This is a genomic window from Fodinicola feengrottensis (assembly GCF_010993775.1).
GTDB lineage: Bacteria > Actinomycetota > Actinomycetes > Mycobacteriales > HKI-0501 > Fodinicola > Fodinicola feengrottensis.
The window spans coordinates 63,520-82,305 of record NZ_WOTO01000016.1 but is presented as its reverse complement, the minus strand read 5'-3'; the positions used below and the strand labels follow the sequence as shown (position 1 = coordinate 82,305).

The 18,786-nt window shown below is 63.7% G+C and carries 19 protein-coding genes and 2 pseudogenes; 12 read left to right on the top strand and 9 right to left on the bottom strand.

Annotated features, from left to right (window positions below; translation table 11 throughout):
- Positions 1-392: 392 nt before the first annotated feature.
- Positions 393-821: an SRPBCC family protein gene (locus tag GNX96_RS16860; RefSeq protein ID WP_163568830.1), complete on the top strand. Its 429-nt coding sequence runs from the start codon at positions 393-395 to the stop codon at positions 819-821.
- Between the two features lie 218 nt (positions 822-1,039).
- On the opposite strand, the gene GNX96_RS16855 is transcribed toward GNX96_RS16860, so the two are convergent.
- The 3 genes from GNX96_RS16855 to GNX96_RS16845 form a co-directional block, all read right to left on the bottom strand.
- Positions 1,040-1,591, bottom strand: coding sequence for a C40 family peptidase (locus GNX96_RS16855; protein WP_163568829.1), 552 nt, complete (start codon positions 1,589-1,591; stop codon positions 1,040-1,042).
- 270 nt (positions 1,592-1,861) lie between these two features.
- Positions 1,862-2,800 (bottom strand): GDSL-type esterase/lipase family protein, encoded by a 939-nt coding sequence (locus GNX96_RS16850; protein ID WP_163568828.1) that lies wholly within the window; start codon positions 2,798-2,800, stop codon positions 1,862-1,864.
- Entirely contained in the window at positions 2,797-2,982 is a 186-nt protein-coding gene (locus GNX96_RS16845) for a hypothetical protein (RefSeq protein ID WP_163568827.1), read from the bottom strand. The genes GNX96_RS16850 and GNX96_RS16845 overlap by 4 nt, the downstream gene beginning before the upstream one ends.
- Before the next feature lie 72 nt (positions 2,983-3,054).
- Between GNX96_RS16845 and GNX96_RS16840 the strand changes: the two genes are divergently transcribed.
- The 5 genes from GNX96_RS16840 to GNX96_RS16820 all read left to right on the top strand — a co-directional run bounded on the left by GNX96_RS16840 (position 3,055) and on the right by GNX96_RS16820 (position 6,354).
- Positions 3,055-3,402 (top strand): ArsR/SmtB family transcription factor, encoded by a 348-nt coding sequence (locus GNX96_RS16840; RefSeq protein WP_163568826.1) that lies wholly within the window; start codon positions 3,055-3,057, stop codon positions 3,400-3,402.
- Between the two features lie 180 nt (positions 3,403-3,582).
- Positions 3,583-4,290 carry a LuxR C-terminal-related transcriptional regulator gene (locus GNX96_RS16835; protein ID WP_163568825.1) on the top strand — a complete coding sequence of 236 codons (708 nt, stop codon included), beginning with the start codon at positions 3,583-3,585 and terminating at the stop codon, positions 4,288-4,290.
- A 31-nt stretch (positions 4,291-4,321) separates the two neighbouring features.
- The gene (locus tag GNX96_RS16830) at positions 4,322-4,807 is read left to right on the top strand and encodes a hypothetical protein (protein WP_163568824.1); all 486 of its coding nucleotides are present in this window, start codon (positions 4,322-4,324) and stop codon (positions 4,805-4,807) included.
- Between the two features lie 634 nt (positions 4,808-5,441).
- Positions 5,442-5,621 carry a hypothetical protein gene (locus GNX96_RS16825; RefSeq protein WP_163568823.1) on the top strand — a complete coding sequence of 60 codons (180 nt, stop codon included), beginning with the start codon at positions 5,442-5,444 and terminating at the stop codon, positions 5,619-5,621.
- Between the two features lie 385 nt (positions 5,622-6,006).
- Positions 6,007-6,354 (top strand): hypothetical protein, encoded by a 348-nt coding sequence (locus tag GNX96_RS16820; protein ID WP_279580576.1) that lies wholly within the window; start codon positions 6,007-6,009, stop codon positions 6,352-6,354.
- A 260-nt stretch (positions 6,355-6,614) separates the two neighbouring features.
- Here GNX96_RS16820 and GNX96_RS16815 read toward each other — a convergent pair.
- Positions 6,615-7,879: pseudogene (locus GNX96_RS16815) on the bottom strand (IS701 family transposase).
- A 136-nt stretch (positions 7,880-8,015) separates the two neighbouring features.
- A complete protein-coding gene (locus tag GNX96_RS16810; RefSeq protein WP_163568820.1) occupies positions 8,016-8,657 on the bottom strand; it encodes a hypothetical protein in 642 nt (213 codons plus the stop codon).
- A gap of 1,313 nt (positions 8,658-9,970) precedes the next feature.
- Here GNX96_RS16810 and GNX96_RS16805 point away from each other — a divergent pair.
- Positions 9,971-10,831, top strand: a complete 861-nt coding sequence (locus GNX96_RS16805) for a hypothetical protein (RefSeq protein ID WP_163568819.1) — start codon at positions 9,971-9,973, stop codon at positions 10,829-10,831.
- 360 nt (positions 10,832-11,191) lie between these two features.
- Here GNX96_RS16805 and GNX96_RS52415 read toward each other — a convergent pair whose 3' ends face one another.
- A complete protein-coding gene (locus GNX96_RS52415; RefSeq protein WP_279580575.1) occupies positions 11,192-11,350 on the bottom strand; it encodes a hypothetical protein in 159 nt (52 codons plus the stop codon).
- A 153-nt stretch (positions 11,351-11,503) separates the two neighbouring features.
- On the opposite strand from GNX96_RS52415, the gene GNX96_RS16795 reads away from it, so the two are divergent.
- The 4 genes and pseudogenes from GNX96_RS16795 to GNX96_RS52405 all read left to right on the top strand — a co-directional run.
- Complete coding sequence (locus tag GNX96_RS16795) at positions 11,504-12,313, top strand: ATP-binding protein (RefSeq protein WP_279580574.1); 810 nt, start codon at positions 11,504-11,506, stop codon at positions 12,311-12,313.
- A 5-nt stretch (positions 12,314-12,318) separates the two neighbouring features.
- Positions 12,319-13,887, top strand: a complete 1,569-nt coding sequence (locus GNX96_RS16790) for a GH39 family glycosyl hydrolase (protein ID WP_163568816.1) — start codon at positions 12,319-12,321, stop codon at positions 13,885-13,887.
- Positions 13,857-14,345 carry a LacI family DNA-binding transcriptional regulator gene (locus tag GNX96_RS52410; protein WP_313885684.1) on the top strand — a complete coding sequence of 163 codons (489 nt, stop codon included), beginning with the start codon at positions 13,857-13,859 and terminating at the stop codon, positions 14,343-14,345. Before GNX96_RS16790 ends, GNX96_RS52410 begins: the two co-directional genes overlap by 31 nt.
- Before the next feature lie 205 nt (positions 14,346-14,550).
- Positions 14,551-14,943 (top strand): annotated as a pseudogene (locus GNX96_RS52405) (substrate-binding domain-containing protein); the annotation flags it as partial.
- A gap of 217 nt (positions 14,944-15,160) precedes the next feature.
- On the opposite strand, the gene GNX96_RS16780 reads toward GNX96_RS52405, so the two are convergent.
- The 3 genes from GNX96_RS16780 to GNX96_RS52400 all read right to left on the bottom strand — a co-directional run bounded on the left by GNX96_RS16780 (position 15,161) and on the right by GNX96_RS52400 (position 17,943).
- The gene (locus GNX96_RS16780) at positions 15,161-15,607 is read right to left on the bottom strand and encodes a COG4705 family protein (protein WP_163568815.1); all 447 of its coding nucleotides are present in this window, start codon (positions 15,605-15,607) and stop codon (positions 15,161-15,163) included.
- Positions 15,608-16,036: 429 nt separating this feature from the next.
- On the bottom strand, positions 16,037-17,767 hold the full coding sequence (locus GNX96_RS16775) for an MAB_1171c family putative transporter (protein WP_163568814.1): 1,731 nt from the start codon (positions 17,765-17,767) through the stop codon (positions 16,037-16,039).
- Positions 17,768-17,796: 29 nt separating this feature from the next.
- On the bottom strand, positions 17,797-17,943 hold the full coding sequence (locus GNX96_RS52400; protein WP_279580571.1) for a hypothetical protein: 147 nt from the start codon (positions 17,941-17,943) through the stop codon (positions 17,797-17,799).
- A 433-nt stretch (positions 17,944-18,376) separates the two neighbouring features.
- On the opposite strand from GNX96_RS52400, the gene GNX96_RS16765 reads away from it, so the two are divergent.
- Complete coding sequence (locus GNX96_RS16765) at positions 18,377-18,697, top strand: hypothetical protein (RefSeq protein ID WP_163568813.1); 321 nt, start codon at positions 18,377-18,379, stop codon at positions 18,695-18,697.
- Positions 18,698-18,786: the final 89 nt, after the last annotated feature.

The window sequence follows — 18,786 nt, the reverse complement described above, 5'->3', positions numbered from 1 at the left end:
GGTGTCTTCGGCCGGATACGTAGGTTGTACCAGTGCGTAGTAAGTCAAGGAAATGTCCGGTCTCCTTCTCTTGCAGCACGCCGCTGTAGCTCAGCCCATCCAGCCGCAGCACCGACGACGGAGCTTTCCAACCGCGCCGGAGCGAAGACCAGCACGCCTCCCACTCTTACGTCACGTGGGTCGATCGTCGCCTTCGAACCGCCGCCGTAAGTCCGCCGAACTGAACACGGCCCTACCAACTTCACCGGCGGCCGCACCCGTTCACGGCGGCCGGTGAGGACGACCCGCCGCTGCTTCTGTGCGGTGAACCGGCGCTCTATCGGTGACGAATCTCTTGCTGAACAACGAGCGCCTGGTCACCGACCAACGCCGGATCCTATGAGGGAGTGGTTATGGATGTCGAGCGTACCTTCACCGTTCGCCAGCCGGTCCGGCCGCTGTTTGACTATTTGAAGGATTTCGCGAACACCGAGGTGTGGGATCCTGGGACCGTGACCTGTACGCGGGTCGGTATCGGGCCAATCGAGGCTGGCGCGCAATGGCACAACGTCTCCGAATTCCGGGGCCGTCGAACTGAACTCACCTATCGGCTCTTCCACATGGAAGAGACCAGGCTGATTTTTGTGGGCAAGAACAAGACCGCGACAGCAACGGACGATCTTGCTTTCACCGCCGTACCCGACGGGACCACGATCACGTATCACGCAACGATCGTGTTCAACGGCATCGCAAGGCTGGCCGACCCATTCCTCAAACCTGGCTTCAACGCCGTTGCCGACAACACAGTGGCCCAGATGGTCGCGGTACTCAATGCCCTCTGAACCACCGAGCAACGGTGCTGAGTGCCCTTCGACGGGAGCTTAGAGACCACGGAGCAGCCGCTGGAGCTGAGTAAGAATCGAGCGTTTTGGCGGTGAAGTCTGGGATGGCGGGTCGGTAGGAGGTTTGCTGGGCATTCCCGGCGTCGATGGGGTGCCCGGAGGCGTCGATGGCGCATCCGGAGGCGTGGTCACAGGAGGTTTGGTCACAGGTGGCTTCGTCATGGGCGGATTGCTCGCCGGCGGTTGAGGAGTGGACAGTTCGGTTTGCGTGCCTCGTGACGGGGTTCCGACGCTGGACGCAAAGGTGGGGATGGTTCCGGATTGGCCCGGCGGCACCGCGCCGACCACCCGGGTGGCGCCGAAGAACTCCACCCACCAGACGGGCGCGATCCGACAACGTCGCCTGATTGCGGCGCGTGGATCATCTCGCCATTCCCGAGGTAGGTCCCGACGTGGTGAATGGTGTCCCAGTTGTTCCGGTCTGTCGGGAAAAAGTATGTCACCGGGAAGTAGGCGTTGACCTGCACCGGCCGCATGATGCGCCATTGCGGCCGGGCCTTACGTGGCAACGAGATGCTTGCGTACCGGTATGACTCCTGCACCAGGCTCGAACAGTCATACGAGCCGGTGCCCGACGCGCCGAACACGTACGGCTTGCCGCGCTGGATGAGCGCGAACCCCACGGCCCGCACGGCGGCCGAGGCGGGCGCGCCGCCCGGGCCGAGCGCGGACAAATACTGGGCCCCTAACTGGAGATTGAAGGTATCCATCGCTACCGCGGCGGCGAGCTGGATGCGTACGTCCTCTGCAGCACCGCTAGGGCGGCGCTTCGGCCGTTGAACTGTGTTTGCAGGGCAGACTGCTGGACCTGAGCCGCGGCGGCGGCCGCGCACGCCTCGGCATACTCCTGTCCGCTCTGTACGACGCCTAGGCGGCTGCGTTGAGGTCGGCCGGCTCTGCCCAGTAGAGGCGTCGGCTAGCCCATTGCCCAGCATGCTCAGGTCGGGCACCCGCTGGTTCTTCGACGTACCGAGCAACAACTAGGCCATATCGAAACGGGCCAGCTCGATGGCGTGAGCGAGTGCGCGGGCTCCGGCGTCGTTCGGGTGAAGCCCGTCGCCGGAGTCGTAATAACCGGCCAGCCGATTGCTGTCGGTGGCGTCGGCGACAGCGGCGGCGAAATCGACGATTGGCCATTCGGTCTGTGCTCTTAGGGCGTCGTTGACGGCCAGGCGTACGTCCTGATTGCCGGACGCGACAAAGTCGTCGATACGGCTGATGCCGACCGGCGTGATGGTGCCCAGCAGTGGCCGGATGCCGCGCTCCTGGGCGCGGCGGGCCAGCGTACGCAGGCCTTCCACGAGCTCGGCGGCGCTCGGACGGGTTTCGCCCAGCATTGCCGGCAACGCGATGTCGTTGATCCCACCCATGATGATGACGTGGGTGGCCTCGGCGACAGACAGCACGTCGCGTTCGTACCGTTCGGTCATGGGTGGACCGAGCTCCGGTCGCAGCAGCCGGTTTGCGCCGAGGCCCGCGTTCAGTACGACCGCGCCGTTCGGCAGTCGCCGTTGCAGGTGGTCGGGATAACGCTGGTCCGCGTCGGTTGTCGTGCCGTCTCCGCGGGTGATCGAGTCGCCGACGGCGACGAGCACCGGACCTTGCGCAGGTGTGTCGACGAGAACACGGCCGATCCAGTAGACCGACGAAGACGTCTCAGCCTTGGTCAGTTGCCGTTCGCACAGCTGGTTTCCGGGCGCGATCTGGGCTGTCCGCTGGGCCGAGTGCAGATAGGTCGCGGGCTCGGTCCGAGTGGCTACGAAGCAGCTGATCGTCAGTTCGTCGGCGGCTTCGACCGTCACGGGGACCGGATCGCTGATCGCGGTTGCGCCGGCCGCGATCTCCCAGCGCGCAAGGCCCTTGCGGCCGACCGGCACATCGCGTTTGGACGGGCTGCTCAACACGATCTCGTCGATCACCAGCGGCTCACGCCCGAATTCGTTGCTCGCACCAGTCGTACCGCCGTGCCGCCGCGCCGCAGCCGGACCGTCTGGCGGATCGTCTGGTCGGCGAACGTACGCGTCCGCGGTGGAAACGGGAGGGTCAGGTCCGGCCCGGCGAGAGAGGCGAGAAAGGACGTGGTCCAGGCGTCAGTTGCCACGGGCACTCCTTATGTCGACAGTCATCGAACAGTACGATGGACATCGACTAAAGGCCAGCCTAGTTTGTACGTATGAGCAGTGATGGCAGGCACCCGCCGATCGAGACCGTCACCCTGACCGACGTATTCGGCGCATTGGCCGACCCGGTCCGCCTCCTCGCCGTACGAACCCTCGCCGGCTTGGGCTCGTCACCCTGCAACGACCTCTACCGGGCCGCCGGGCTCACGATCGGCCGCTCCACCTTCTCGCACCACCAAAAGATCCTGCGCGAGGCCGGTCTGATCCATGAACGAATCGACGGCGCTCGCCGAATTTTGAGCATACGCACCGACGATCTGGACTCACGCTTTCCTGGCCTGCTCGCCGTCATTGCCACGGAGACCGCGCCCCACGACGGCACCACGACAGGGAGATCCTGAAACTGGACCACCGGACGGCGCGGTATTTGACAGCCACACCCCCACCTTGGCAGGTTCTCGCGGCCAGCGTTCGAAGCGGTCACGAAGCCATCCGACGACATCGACATCGCAGAACCGACTTTGCGCACCGGTTTCCTCCGCATACGACACATCGTGGCCAGTACGGAAGATGATGGCCGTGTGAGTGCGAACTGGAGGGAGACGATCTCGGCGCGGGAGGCTGAGGTGCTGGCGGCGATTGGCGAGCACCAGACCAACGCGCAGATCGCCGAGCGGCTGCACCTTTCCATCCGTACGGTCGAAAGTCACGTCTCGTCGCTGCTGCGCAAGGCCGGGGTCACCGACCGCCGGTCGCTGGCGACGGCCGTGCCGAGGTGGGTGGCTGTGCCCTGGGCGGCCAGCAGCTTCGTCGGACGGGCCACCGAACGTACCGAGCTGCTGACGTCCTTGACCCAGAACCGCCTGGTCAGTCTGCTGGGGCCCGGTGGCGTCGGGAAGTCCCGACTGGCCATGGAAGTCGCACCGGCCGGTGCCGCCTTTGTGGATCTGGTGCCGGTACGGGCCGGTTTTGTGGTGCCTGCGGTGGCTGCCGCCATCGGGGTCGTCGAACGGCAGGGCCAGCCGCTGACGAACGCCATCCTCGACCAGCTCGGCGACCAGGCCGGCGTACTCGTGGTGGACAACTGCGAACACGTCAACGACGAGGTTGGGCCGCTGGTTGAGCGGATCCTGGCCGGCTGCCCGGGCATCACCGTGCTGGCCACCAGCCGGGAACGGCTCGGCCTGCCAGCCGAACGGACGCTGGTCGTGCCGCCGCTCGCTCGGCGTCGAAGCGCAAGAGCTGCTCACCGACCGCGCGCGGGCCGTCGACCGTACGTTCGCAGCTGAGCCGGGACTACTGGCGGACGCGTGCTCGCGGTTGGACGGGATCCCGCTGGCGATCGAGTTGGCCGCCGCGCGGATCGGCTCGCTGGGCATGGACGGCCTGCGTACGGCCCTGCGTGACCGGCTGCGGCTGGTGGCCGGAGGTTGGGGTACCGATCAGCGGCACCGATCGCTGCGGATGGTGATCGGCTGGAGCCACGACCTGCTCGACCCGCGAGAGCGGTCGCTCTTTCGCCGGCTGGCGGTTTTTTTTTGTCGGCGGCTTCGATCTGGCCGCGGTCACCGCCACCAACCCGGGCCAGCCTGCTGGCGAGCTGGCCGACGTACTTGGCCGGCTGGTGGACAAAAGCCTGGTCGTACTGGGGGCCGCAGGACGCTGGCGGATGCTGGAGACGGTACGCGCGTTCGCCGCCGAGATGCTCGCTGCCAGCGGCGACGACGACGTCCCTACCGGCTAGCTGGCCTGGGCCACCAGCGTCGCCGCGGAGCTGGAGGGGCCGGCTCGACGCACGGCCAGTAGTCCACCCTGACCAGCGCGCGAACGCCACGGCGGACGACATTCAACTGGGAAAATGATCTAGCAACAATGGGGAATTTAGCTAGCCCGATCACCACATCCGCCGGCGCCGGCACAGCCCCACCCGGAGCCCGCTCCACTGTCACATCAGTCGCTGGTGCCTCCTAGGTCCCAGGAGCTATACCAATAAACACAGCCCCCAGCAACGTGTCTCTACGGGCGGTGTCAAGTGCCTCCTGCGCCCAGTTCCTACCTTCTTGCTTGCTGAACGGGCTGTCGGATCGGCGGCAGTGCCGGCCTGAAGGGGACCGTGTTGTGGCGGGTTGTCCTTTATCCGATCGGTCGGTAGCAGCGCTGGAGCGCCGGAGGTGATGTTGTGGTGCCTGGTGATTCGGTGAATCCTGAGGTGACGCTGCAGCGCCATGAGCGGCGCACGCTCGGCCAGTGGGACGTGGTGAGCTGCATCCCGGTGTCCAGCTGATCCGCGGGTATGTACGAGGAATCGGGCCGCCAGCAGGGACTCGTTGGCCCGTGCTGCGCGCGTGGTCTGGTACGGATGGTCCGGGGTAGGCTGCCGAAGGCGCAGCGGTGGCGTTGATCGAAGTGCGTGCGGCGATCCGCGGCCTACCTTGGATTCATGAGACGGAGACTGCTGAGCAGTACGGCGCAGATTGTGTTGTGCATCGTGATTATCGGCTTCAATTTCATGAGCGGTGGCTGGGACAACCTGATCCGACGCGGACTTACGGTGTTGATGATCGGCTTGTTGGTCGCGGCGATCGGTCAGTTTGCCTGGCGACTTAGGAAGACCCGGTGATCCTACGAAAGGCCCACGGTTACCGCGTCGCAAGTTGCCACTATCCAGCATCGGCTCACTGATTCATACCTGAACAGTGGTCAACCCTGGTTGGTTGGCTTGTTTAAGTAGTTGCACGCAAGCGCCGGCAAGTGGGTGCTATCAGGACGTGCACCGGATTACCGGCGACGATCGCTGGCTCTGCCGGCTACATTGCGGCCATGGCCCACAGGAACGCGAGGACTGCTACGAACGGACAATCGGCAAGGTCTTCGTATGGACCTTTGCGCTGATAGGGTTAGGGATCATTCTGCAAATCGTGCTGCCCATTTGGTACCACCGTGACGATCGCCTGGAATCTGGCTACATACCAACGGCTCTCGCGTCCGCCGCTCTCTTCCTGGTCGTGATCCTCGTCGTGGGGATTATTCGCTGCGGACCGCCACCCTGGGCCTGGGTGTTGGGCACCTTGTGTATCAGTGTCGTCGCCGCTTTCGCAGTCATCCTGCCAGCCTTGACGATAGCGAACTGCGCACTCGATGCGGCTCCCCGGCGCGATGTCGTCGCGACCGTCACACGTGAAAGTAAGGGCGCGGCCATCCTCGTGGTCGATCCGGGCCAGCCGTACGCGGGCGAGCAGATAAGTAGCGATTACGGCTTGCCGGGAGACCACCAGGTGGGCCGGAAATGGACCCTGAGTGTTCATCCAGGACGCCTCGGATATCCCTGGGCCAGCTCGGCGCACCCCGACTGAGAAAATCACGGACCGCACGCCGCATTTCCTTCAGCGGCATTAAACAATGGCGCGCCATCGCCACCCGCTACGAGAAATACGCCACCAACTTCCTCGGCGGAGTCCTCCTCGCAGCCCTCATCACCTACCACGAGGCACATCAATTAGCAGACACGCCCTAGTAGTACTTTGTTAAGTTTGTAGGATTTGGTTGCAGGTATGGCATGCGCCGGCCCAGGTGGCGAGGATGGTCTGGATTTCTCGGAGTACTTGGTAGAGGGTCAGGGGTGGGCCGGCGCTGTTGCTTTTGGGGCAGTGAGTCGCATTTTGGTGATGAAGAGGTGGGCGGCGCTGGTGAGGGTGACGTGGTGGTGCCAGCCGAGCCAGGAGCGGCCTTCGAAGTGGTCGAGGCCGAGGCCTTTTTTGAGTTCGCGGTAGTCGTGTTCGATGCGCCAGCGGAGTTTGGCGAACTGGACGAGGGTCTTTGGTTTTGTGTTTGCTGGGAGGTTGGACAGCCAGTATTTCGTTGGTTCGTCGTTGTTTTTTTTGGGCCATTCGGCGATCATCCAGACCGCTGGCAGGCTGCCGTCTGGTCGGCGGGGAATGTTCCGGTTTGCTGGCCGGACTCGGAGGATGATGAATCGGGAGCGTAGTGGCCCGATGGTTCCGGTTCGCCAGGTGATGGTCCGGAACGCTTTCTTTGGATCGCGTTGGACGGCGAGCATGGCGTGTGCTTTGAGGCTGATGAGCTCGGTGCGGTATCGGGCGGTTCGGGGTCGGCCGGTGCCGGTGTAGGGCGGCCTGGCTGGTGACGACGGTTGGGCATCGGCCGGATGCGCGCTGGTTTCCCCTTTGACTCCAAGGACATATGACAGGCCACGGTCGGTGAGTTCGGTCCGAAAAGGCGAACAGTCACCGTAGCCGGGATCGGCGCATATCACCCCAGGCATCAGGCCCCAACTGATCGTTTCGTCAATCATTTCCATACCCATTCGCCATTTCTCCCGGTGTCGCTCACCGTCAGGGATCTTCGCCGCGACACGCCGGGCGGCGATGGCATCCACCTCGGATTCCTCAGCAAGCGAGTCATCCCAGCGCTCGGGAAGGAACAGTCGCCAATTCACCGGCGCCGACGCCTCGTCGGTGGCCAGGTGCAGGCTGGGAGCGACCTGACAGTTCCCGATCTTTTTCCCCAACGTGCCGCTGTACTGCCGCGCCACACCCGGAGAATGCTTCCCATCCTTAGGAAAGCCCGTGTCATCCAGCAACCATCCGATCGGGTCGATCACCTCATCGGCCAGTTGCGCCAGCCGCTCCCGAACCGGCTCCACCGACCAGGTCGAGGACGACACAAACTGCTGAATCTGCTGGTAGTCCACACCGATCCGGTCCGCCATCGGCCACATCGACTTCCGCTGACCATCAGTCAACGCACCACGCAGATACGCCAGCGCCTTACCCCGTTGATCGGCGCGCGGCAACGCACCGAAAAAACATCCAACACGTACTCCTCAAGCTCCCCGCGAATGCCACGCCGTAAACTCATAGATGAATTGTCCAGGAAAAGAATAGAAAAGCCGTCACGACATGCCGACCCGACCTAACAAAGTACTACTAGTCGCTGTCGCTGATTATCGCCGGCTTCGTTGGCCTGGAAGCCATTCGGCGGGTATCGGCCGGTGTCAGGATCCGCAGATCAGTAATGTGTTCATTAATCCTTCCGTGGTCTGACTGTCGTTCTTCGCATATAAGTACCACGTTTGATTGCTCGCCGGGTACGAGTCGGTAATCCTCTCGACGTGGTTGCCGTAGTCGGCTTCCCCGCTGCCGCTCACCACGACCGTTCCGGCCGGGCAACTCACGGATTCCACCGCGTACCCCGCTACCCCGAAATGTTTATCGCCACCGTCGATATGCTGGTAGTTGTTGATACCGTCGCCGCATATCGCTTGGGCGGTGATGCTCGCGTTGGTGGACCCGTGGTTGACGACGGCGTACCCCCACTCGGTGACATACTCCTCCGCTGATCCGGTTAGGTCAACAGTCCATGAATCGGACCAACCTCCACCTCCGAGGAGCTGCCCGTTCCTGCAGTCCGCTTGCGCGGCCTCGAAATTGCCGGAGACAACAGTGTTAACACTGGTGACGAGGTGGTAGTTGGTCAGGCCGCTGAAGCACACGGCGTAAACGGTGATCTGCGCGGTGGTTGTTGAGTCGTTGCGGACCGACACCAGCCACGAGGCGCCGCCGTTGTAGGCGTATGTGTCAATCAGCGTGACCCCAGCGTTGCTGTCGTTGGATTCGCCGCCGCTGGTGGCCAGCATCCCAGGTGGGCAGTCCTTCTCCACCCCGTAGTCCTGGCCTGCCCGCACTTGTACCACCCCTGACACCACCTGCTCGCGCGTGTCAGCCGGACTGACCGCGCTCCTTGGCCGGTTGGGGGGTGCCGGCTTCGTAGGGCCAGGGGACGCGGCCGCCGCGGTGGTGCCACCCGCCCCACACAACACCGTGAGCAACAATACGACGACACCACTCATCGACCTTCGCCCGTCGCTTCGCATGCACTTCTCCCTCTGCTGACTGAAACAGGATGCTGTTGGTGCCGGCACAGGATTAGTGGCAACCTGCATCGCGCAGCGGCTTGGCGGCGCGAGGCACCTGTATCCATGGAATAATCCAGATTCGCGACGCCCTCAACATAAGGATGCCGTCAGCAGAAGAGCAGGGCTAAAAGGGCCGACCAAAATGCGAGATCTTGCGATCGAAGGTTTCCCTCACGTGCGATCCGATCGACCACAAAGGGCAATCCCGGTCAGTCGCCGTAGGAACTGGCCCCCGCTCCTTCGACTTCGCCAAACGGCCGAGGTGGACGACACGGCTCCCCGTGGTCGCCGTCAAGCACCGCTCCGCCGGACTCGACGTTCAGCGGGCGATGCGGATCCGTTCCATGTGATGGGGTTTCGGTTGAGTCCAGCCATAACTGGTGAGCACGGTTGATCAACGGAGGTCGAGACGGTGGCGGGTGGGTCTGTCATGGTCGTTCCACCGTTGCCATAGCTGTTCGATGTGCGGCCAGAGTCGGCGCGGTCCGCCTTGATGGATGCGGTTGCCCCGAGGTGGTGAACCCACGACCCGTCTGCGGCAATCAGCCAGTTCCAATCGGGGGCGTCGTCGGTAACGAATTGCTGTACGTCTGGAAATCGGAGGGCAAGGAACGTCCGGAACCGGACGGTTGCACGCGATCGACATCAAGATCAGCGGCTACGTGCGGATACAGAAAGCGATCTCCGACCGGCTAGGGCGCCGGGAACTATCCCTGGACGCCTTCGACATAACCAATCAACCGCTGGTACGCGACCGTGCGGCACTACGGGGCGAGCGGCACCACCTCTCATCACCTATCTCATCGACATGATGCTGCTCAACCGACAGCTCACCACCCAGCCCGGCGTGCCCTCGGCTTCAGCAGCCAACGCGGGCGTCGGGGAACTTCCGGACGTAGAAGTCTGCGCGTCGGACGGCCCTTTTGGCTGTGTGTGTTCAGTCAGGAGATTTTTACAGTTAGGGCTCCGCGAATAGTGGCTAAGTCTCAGCATGCAGCATCGTCATCGCGGATCAGACACCAGAGGAGATACCTTTGCGAAACGACACGCGAATCCTATTGAGCGGCGTTCTCACCCTGTTATTCACGATGCTGTGTATGTCCGGCGGCACTGGGGCGGCGGCTGCGTCACGTGGCCCGGCCAAAACGACGCTGTCCGAATCGCAGCGGACCGCAGCCAGTTCCGCCGTCGCACGGCAACAGGTCGTCACGAGCACGGTGGTACTAGGACCGGGATCGATAACAGAGATCACGGAGCAATGCCCACCAACCATGCGGGCCACCAGCGGTGGTGAATCCAACAACAGCGTAGGTGGAATCACACTGGTTGGCACCTTCCCCAATGCTATCGGCTCGGAGTGGCTGGTGATGGTGCGCAATGACTCGGCAATCTCCGCACAAATCCAGGCCTACGCAGTGTGTTTCGCTGGCCTGAGCAACTACAATCTTGTCAGCTACGAAACATCCGTCAATCCCGGCGAAGGAAAGTTCGCCCAGTCATTCTGCCCTAGCGGACAACAAGTCCTCGGTGGTGGTGGTGTGTCGTCATCATGGACGGTCAATGTCGAGGAATCAGCGGCCGAATATAGCTCGTGGGCATTCACAATCTACAATTACGGTCCTACCGCGGTGACCTCCACTGTTGAGGCGGTATGCGGCAGTGGCATCGTTAACTACCAACGAGTAAACAATCCCGAGAAAATACTCGAGCCGGGCCAGTCCGGGATGCAATCCTTGGACTGCCCCGCCGGTACGGTAGTTGTCGGTGGCGGCGGATTTGGTCCGAGGATCACCGACTCCTTCCCGGTAACGAATCAAACTTGGCGCATCAATGTCAAAAATGACGACACTCAATACCAGGGTGGCTTCGCTGTGCAAATGTACTGCGGAGCCTAACCGGCACTTGAATGTGGCCGGACGGGCACCTTCTGGTCCTTAGTAAAAGCAGCGCTGACCGGCGGCCGAGCCGGACTGGACACTCTGACAGGTAGCCCCAGGCTTGACATTTGATTCGGCGCAACGCACCATACGGTCAAGCTCAACTGATCTGTTACAGAGAAGCCCCAGCCAGGACAAGCCGGGGCTTTCTGTATCCATGGGACTTCTTCTGGGTAAACATGGCCGCCCAACATTCCGCCACGGCGAGAAATTTGCGGACCGTCAACCGATTCGGGGCGCTGACCAATCATCCGAACCGCAGTAGTGACGGGGTGCCGGCACTGTCGAGGTAATCGAAGTGGATGTCCTTCTCCTGGTTCAGCGGACGTCGGCGCCGCCGAGCAGCGACTCGCTGGTACTCTCCTGCCGGGCGACGATCTGCGCGCCGTTGACCGCCGCGTACGGGATCGTCCGTTGGGTCCAGAAGTTCTTGCTGCCGATCGTCGGGTTCAGCCGGAACTCGCCGGGCGCCAGCACCAGCCGGATCTCGCCGATCTTGGCTTCGGGTAGCTGCGGGTGGCCGGGTCCGCCCGCGAAAAGTCTCGCACAGTTGCTGGCGGCTTTGGCCCAGCTCTCGTCGGTGTCCCGGCAGGTACGGCGGCGTGCGGGATGTGGAGTTAGAGTGCCGGAATGACGACGCGGCGGTTGGTTGGCCGTGAGCGTGAGTTGGTCGCTTTGGAAGAGGCGCTGGCGGCGGCCGAGCGTGGACACGGACAGATCGTCTTGGTCAGTGGCGAGGCAGGGATCGGTAAATCCCGGTTTGCTACCGAGGTGGCCGATCTGGCCCGCGAGCGAGGTTTCGCCGTGTTGGAGGGACGTGCGTATCCGCTGTACGCCGGCCTTGCCTATGCGCCGGTCGTCGAGGCGCTGCTGGCACACCTGACTGTGCGGCCCGAACCCGAGGTGGAGGAGATCTTCGCGGGGTTGCCCGATCTTGGCAGGTTGATCCCGCATCCAGCGCTGCCGATCCCCATGCCGGTCGGCGATCCGGAGCTGGAGACGACAAGGATGTTCATCGCCGTCTCGAGGTTGGTCGAGCGCTTGCTGCAGCGCCAGCCGATGATGCTGTTCGTCGATGATCTGCATTGGGCCGACCGTGGCACCGTCGAGCTGGTGCACTATCTGGCCCGCTCCACGGCAACGAAAAGACTGTTGGTGCTTGGCACCTATCGCGACGGCGCTCTCTCGGATGGCCTGCGCCTGCTGGTGACGTACGCCAGGCGGACGGATCCGCGGTGCGAGGTACGGCTGCCGCCGCTCACGGCCGCCGAGGTGACGCAGCTTGTCGATGTTGTCCTGGGACATAGGCCGTCGGCGGAATTGGGTCACGCCATCAACCAACGCGCGAAAGGCGTGCCGCTTTTTGCGACGACACTCGCGGAAACTCATGTTGGCCGGGCAGCGGTGTCGCCGGGGCTGCCGGTAGTCATAAGAGAATGAGTCAGATGACCATCACTTTGGCGGCGGCGCGTACTGCGTCGGGCGAACCGCTCCGACACTTCTGGAGCACGGTGGTCGGCGCCGGCCGGGCCAACGAGGGCCTAAGGGCCACCTGGCAGGAGCAACTGCGGATCGTCGCTGCAGACTGTGGATTCTCCTACGTCCGATTCCACGGCCTCTTCCACGACGACATGTTCATCCGCCATGGCAGTGCCGACAACTTCCAGTACATCGACGACCTTTTCGACCGGCTACTGGATGCCGGAGTACGGCCGTCCGTCGAGCTTGGCTTCGCTCCCGACGCACTCGCCCGACAAAAGGCAACCATCTTCTGGTGGGGCGCACACGGCTCACCACCGACGGACTACGTCGGCTGGGCGGATCTCGTGCAGCGCACTGTACGGCACTGGGTTGACCGCTACGGCCTCGACGAAGTCCGCGAATGGTATTTCGAGGTGTGGAACGAACCCAACCTACACCCCTTCTTCAGCGGCACGCGTACCGAATATTTCGAGCTATACAAAGCAACTGCAGAGGCGGTCAAGGCCGTCGACCCGAAGTTGCGCGTCGGCGGACCGGCCACCAGTAACTTCGTGCCGGACGCCCGGTTCGACGGCGAAACCGAGGACATCTCCCAACACGCAGTGGTATCAAACACAGCGGATCTGGATGAGCTGGACTGGCGGCCAGTCTGGCTGGAAGCGTTTGTGGACTACTGCCATCGGGAGGCGCTGCCGGTCGACTTCGTCTCCTGCCACCCCTACCCGACCGACTGGGCGCTGGACGGGCACGGCGCGCAGGCGCATTACACCCGCGGCGTGGACGCCACCCGCCGGGATCTGGCCGTGCTTCGGGACGTGGTTGTCACAAGTCACTTTCCCGACGCGGAAATCCATTGCACGGAATGGAATTCAAGCCCGTCTTCGCGTGACCACACCCACGACTACCTGCCAGCCGCGACCTTCGTCGTGAAAGCCAACCTTGAGTCGATCGGGCTCGTGGATTCCCTCGCGTACTGGACTTTTACGGACGTATTCGAAGAACAGGGCGCCGGGCCGAGCGCGTTCCACGGTGGCTTCGGCCTCCTTACCTACCAAGGCATCGGCAAGCCCACATTCCACGCGTACCGGTTTCTGCACGCACTCGGCGACGAGCTCCTGTCTCGTACACCGGGCGGCATCGTCACCCGGCACCACACATCCGGCCTCCTCACCGCACTCGCATACCACTACCCTGTCGAACATCCGCTCGCCCCGCCCGAGTCTTTTCCTACCCGCGAAACGGCAGAACGGATGGTCGGGTTGGGAACACCGGCGACTGTGCAGATTGCGTTAACCGGGCTGGATCCGGGCGCCGCCATCGACATTGAGGTCCTTGACTCCGACCATGGCAACGTGGTGGCCAGCTGGCAGTCGCTTGGAGCGCCAGATCCGTTGTCCCGCCAAGACACCGAAACGCTTCGTCAGCTGGCCGGCAGCACCCGTCGCGAGACAGCCTATGCGTCCCCGGACGGCACCTTCTCCCGCGTGCAACGCCTGCCACCATGGGGCGTCATGCTGGTGACGCAACGATAGAGGAAGGGACCAGAATGACCAGGGGATCGGGTCAGGACCGAGCGACCATCCGCGACGTCGCCGCCGCACTCGCCGGCGTCTCAGTGGCAACGGTCTCCCGCGTACTCGGCGGCGAATACCCGGTGGCCACCGCGACCCGGACCAAAGTGCAGCGCGCCATGCGGGAACTGGACTTCGTCGTCAACGCGCACGCCCGCGCATTGGCCGGCACCAACACAAAAAAAAAACGTGGCCTTCATCCTCGACGACGTCACTGGCCCGTTCCACGCCCTGGTCGCCCGCGGAGTAGAGGACCAGGCGACCATCGAAGGTCGGCTCTGCCTCCTATGCACTACCCACGGCGACCCACAACGCGAGCTCGATGTCGTAGAACTGATGCGCGAACAACACGCGCGACGCCGTCATCGTCCTCGGCGGTGCGTACGAGGACACCGAGCACCTGCACCTGGAACGGATGACCCACTTCGCTCATGCGCTGGATCGCTCGGGCTCACGCCTGGTCTTGTGTGGCCGGCCACCGCTGGGCCCCGATATTCCGGCCACCGTCGTGGAATACGACAACGAAGGCGGCGCTTACGCGATCACCAGTCACCTGCTTTCGGCTGGACATCGCCATATCGTCTTCCTCGGCAGAGTCGATAAAAACTCACCACAACCTCCCAACGCCTGCGTGGATTCACCGCCGCCCATCACGCATACGGACTCCAACCCGACCCATCATTGGTGTTCGACGGTGCCTTCAGCCGCGCCTCAGGCATCGACAGGACCATAAAACTGCTCGCCCAGGGCAACCCCTTCACCGCGATCTTCGCGGCCACCGACATGGTCGGCGCCGGCGTCATCGCTGCACTCCGGGACGCCAATATTCGCGTACCCGAGGACATCTCCTTGGTTGGCTACGACAACATCCCACTTGCCGAAGACCTCACACCCGGTCTCACCACCGTGTGCTGTCCCCCACGAAGAACTGGGGCGCACAGCCGTACGACTCGCCCTGCACCGCGACCGAGAAACATCCCAGCACGTGGTGCTCGGCACCCACATCCAGGTCCGTAAATCCGTCCAACCCATCCGAACCGGCAAGTAAAAACCCAAACGGACGCTGGCCCCCTACCACTGACACCTACGCCGCAGTGGTCGCGTTGCTGGTTGGATTCGGTACGGCAGTGGCAGGTTTTGCTGTCCTCGCGGGCTGTTACGCACTCATCCGGCGTCGGATCGACCAGATCAGAGCAAATCCGTGGGATGTGGCCTAGGCCCGCTACGCCGCGCGTTAAGCCGGTCCACGCAGACTACTGCGGCTGACGAGCGTCATACGCACCACGAAGACGGCGATCAGCACCGCCAGCGCCAAACTGACCACACCCGTACCGCAGTCGAGCCCACCCCGGCTGGGCGACACCCCGAGCCAGTCGGCGAAGGATGCGCCGAGCGGACGGGTGACGATGTAAAGCGAGCCAGAACGTGAGAATCGGGTTCGTCCGCATACGCCAGTACACGACGGCGGGGATCGCAATGAGGACGGCAAAAGCAGGCCGGACGAGAAATAGCCCAGACGCAGTGTGGTGGCGGTCATGTCGCCGGCCGCTGTGCCCAGCGCGAAAGTGGTCATCACGGTCGCCCAGTACGCCGCGAATTCGAACGCTGGCTCCGCGAGTTGACCGACAAAGTCATCAGCCGCGTCGCCTATGGATCGGATCCTACCCAACCTTGCCGCCATTGAGAACTACCTACGCGTATCAACGAAGACCCAGCAACTATTGGAGGGACAATCGTACGCGACGAGCCAGTGTGACAACCCTCAGTCGGGCCATCATCGTTATTTGCCGGCCGAACTCAAAATGGCCATCTCTGCGCTCCGGCCCCGCATGACCGCTCCGAACCGACCTGCGGTCCGCACTGTTGTCCAGCGCGTACCACGAACATCTCGTTGTCGGCGGCTGCGACGACCGCTCTTGGACTGGCACGACGGGCTGAGCGAGCAGGAGCGCGCCGAACAGGCTCGGCGGGGCGAGCGTTACCTTACGCTGCTTCAAAACGGCGACGTCGAGTCCGTCGACGACCTGCCGGCCGCCGCAGCCCCCGACCCACCGCCTGACCCGGATCCGGCGGTGATCCGAACCTGGAAACCTCGGGTTTGTGACCAAAACTAGGCATGAAGCTGCTGAAGCGTACGGGCGACGATCGGCGACCGGAATGCCCGGGCGACCTGTTGCAGCCAGGCGATTTCGGCGGCGAAGTCGGCAACGTCGGCGCCGCCGGGCGGTTCCGGTTGGCCGGCCGACCCATAGTCACCTGGTGGAATGCCGTTGATTTTCGCCTCGATCGCGGCCGCGAGGGCCGCGGCTTCGGCGACCGCAGCGCGTTGACGCGCGGTCAGTCGGGAGTTTTGAGCCAGTTCCAGAGATATACGGGACGCCCGCGGATCGACATACGGCCGCAGCGCCAGCTGGCCGTCGCGGATTTCGATGACCTGGCGATAGAGCTGAAGACGGGTGTCCGACCAGGAGCCGCCGCTCGTGAGTGGCACCAGCGCGATTTCCGGAATGGCGCGGTAGAGCGCGAGCCAGAGTGGTTGCAGGCGGCGTCCGGCCCTGCGGTTGGCGAACCAGCGCCAGCCAGCTCCCAGTTGCGGGGCCCAGGCTGGGAAAACGCAACCAATCAGGATCAAGGCGTCGGTGGTGAGGTAGAGCGGAGTGGTGACGGGACCTTTCCAGCTGTTGACGTTGAGATGGAAGTCCTGCATGGTCCGCGCGACCACAGACGCCGCGATATACGCGAGTCCGGCGGTGCACCCGGCGACTAGGATCCGCAGGCCGGTACGCAGTGCCTTTTGTTCGGTCAGCGCGGCATAACGCAGGCACATCCGGATGACCGCGACAAGCGTGACGGCGACATAGCCGAAATACAGGTAGAGATAGAGATAAGGCCGGGGCAGCAGCGAAAGGTGACCCGCCGCGCCGACTCCTTTTTCCGGATCGAGCGGGCTCAGTACGAACATCACCACGCTGGCGGCCAGAATGACCAGCAGCAGGGCATGCCGCCAGCGGCTTTCGGATTCGGCGGCCGGCGTCGCGCGATAGATCCGGATCAGGAAGACCTGTCCCGCGCCGGCCGCGACGAGCACGGCGCACTGCCCGATGAAGCTGCCCAGCCGCGAGATGCCGGTGCCCTGGTCGATCGCGGTCACGAAGGGCTGGATGCCGACGCTCACGGTCAGCCCGGAAAGGACCAGGCACAGGGACCGCATTGACAGGTTCCGCGGATCGCGACAGAGCTCGCGCGTCTTGACGACCAGCGCCGCGAGGCAGGCAAGCGTGACCGCGTAGATGAACAGGTTCATCGCGGACAGACGCTCACAGGCTCGACTCAAGCCGCCGGAGGATCTCCGCGGTCGTCGGGTCGGCGGGCGGGCGGCGGCGTACTCGCGGCCCGAGTGTCGGCCTCCCTCCCGCAGGATCAGCGATGCCAGCATCTCGGCCTCGCTCTCCTCGTCGGTCGAATAGCTGGTACGGGCGAGGACCCGGCGGACCAGTTCGGGGCTCAGCGTCGGGAAAAGCCGCCGCAGATGTTCATCCGGCAGTTGGCTGGCCGCGCCGTGCTCGCAGAGCAGATGCCCGATTTCGTGAAGGGCGATGTGCCGCTGGTGTACGGGAGTCGTGTCGCGCTCGTAGATGATGTAGTCACGCTGGTCGCCGCGAATCAACAGGCCGGACGGGCTGTCGGCGGCGCTGCCACCGATCGCGACCGGCAACAGCACGATGGGCCGGCCCCGGCTCTCGCCGAGCTGGGCGCAGAACTGACCGAGGTCGAATGGTCGCGGAACGGCAACCTCGGCGAGCCGCTCCTCGCAGCGTTTGCGCAGTGCCTTCGGATCCACGCCGTCCTCCCCCGTAGAACGGGTGAACCCTACTGCGATTCGGGCGTTTTCGGGGCGGTTGCCTCCAGTTCGCTGACCCTGGCGATCACGTCGTAAATCGTGCGGAGGCTCGCGGGCGACAGACCGGCCGCGCGCAGCGCGACGTCGCGTACGCCTGCGTCCTTCATCGCGGTCAACAGGGCCAGCTCCGCCTCGACCCGCTCGGTGGCCTCGTCGTCGAAGAAGTACGCGGCCGGTACGCCAAAAAAACCGCGCCAGGGCGGTCAGGTGCCGCAGTGTCGGGTTGTCGCGCTGCCCAGACCGCAGATACCAGATGTACGACGACGAAATCGTCTCGTCCTGGTCGCGGGCAATCGCCGCGGAGACCTCGTCATTGCTGTATTCGCGCTGGTTAGATTTGCGGACCGTATGAAACAAGTGCTCCAGCTTCGCGCTGATGGTTCGTCTCGACGGCGGGGACGAGGTCATGGTCCTTGACTGTAGTGGAGCGACAGCGCATTTGTCTCACCTCTGTTGACAGCCGATGCGGATCGGGAGTTAACTTCGAACGTGTTGACATAGGTGAGCGACGCCCGTCTTCCATACACACGAGTCAAGAACGGGGAAATCGTGGCCGTCCGCGTGCAGGTTCTCGGAGCAGTACGGGCATGGCATGCCGCCGGCGAGGCCGAGAAGGAGACTTCGGTAGGCGGCCCGAAGGCGCGTGCCGTCCTCGCGGTGCTCGCGCTGGCCGCCGGCCGGCCGGTCAGCCGGACGCGATCATCGACTTCGTGTGGCCGGATGCCGCGCCAGAAGTTGCGGTCGACGCGCTCTACACGTACCTGTCGACGTTGCGGCGCTGCTGCGGGCGGGTCCGCCGGCGGCGGAAAAGGCCGGCCTCAGTCCGGTGGTGATCCCGGGTGCTGGAGGTTACCGGCTGGACGTAGATAAGCTCGACGTCGGCCGCTTTCAGCTTATCTTGAGGTCGCGGCAACACGATTCGTACGCGCTCATCGATATCTCAACGGACGGAGTTTGAT